Annotated in this window: 1 protein-coding gene and 1 pseudogene; both read right to left on the bottom strand. The window is 74.0% G+C overall.

The genetic code is table 11. From position 1 onward, the window contains the following. The coding region (locus tag OOT46_RS30735; protein WP_265407422.1) for a hypothetical protein at nt 1–118 on the bottom strand (118 nt) is incomplete at its 3' end. Beyond that, nucleotides 109–511, bottom strand: a pseudogene (locus OOT46_RS30730) (heme utilization protein); the annotation flags it as partial. The gene OOT46_RS30735 and the pseudogene OOT46_RS30730, both read right to left, overlap by 10 nt.

The raw sequence follows: 511 nt of genomic DNA, 5'->3' as shown, positions 1-511 counted from the left end.
CCTGGGCCGTGCTCAGGGACCGGAAGTCGGCCGTCTCCAGCGCCACGATCTGGGCGGTGCTGAAGGCGGCGATGTGGGCCGTGGTCAGGGCTGCGACCTGGGCGGTCGTCAGCGCCACTCGACCTGCGCCGTGTCGAGCGCTGCGATGTCGGCGGTGGCCAGGGCATTCACCTGGGCCGTCGTCAGCGCGGCGACGTCAGCGGTCTGCAGGGCCGCGACCTGGGTGGTGGTCAGCGCCACCACCTGGGCCGTGTCGAGTGCCGCCACCTGGGCTGTGCCGAGCGCCACCACTTGGGCGGTGCTGAGCGCCGCGATGCTGGCCGTCGTCAGGGCGCGCAGCTCGGCCGTCTCGAAGGCCGCCACCTGGCCGGTGCCCAGCGCTGCCACCTGGGCGGTGGACAGGGCCGCGGCATGCGCGGTGGTCAGGGCCCGGATGTCGGCCGTTTCCATCGCCGCCACCTGGGTGGTGGTGAGGGCCGCGACTTGCGCCGTGCTGAGCGCGCTGACCTGG

Source organism: Aquabacterium sp. A7-Y, from assembly GCF_026153205.1.
Taxonomy (GTDB): domain Bacteria; phylum Pseudomonadota; class Gammaproteobacteria; order Burkholderiales; family Burkholderiaceae_C; genus Caldimonas.
This window is presented reverse-complemented; position numbering and strand designations above follow the sequence as displayed.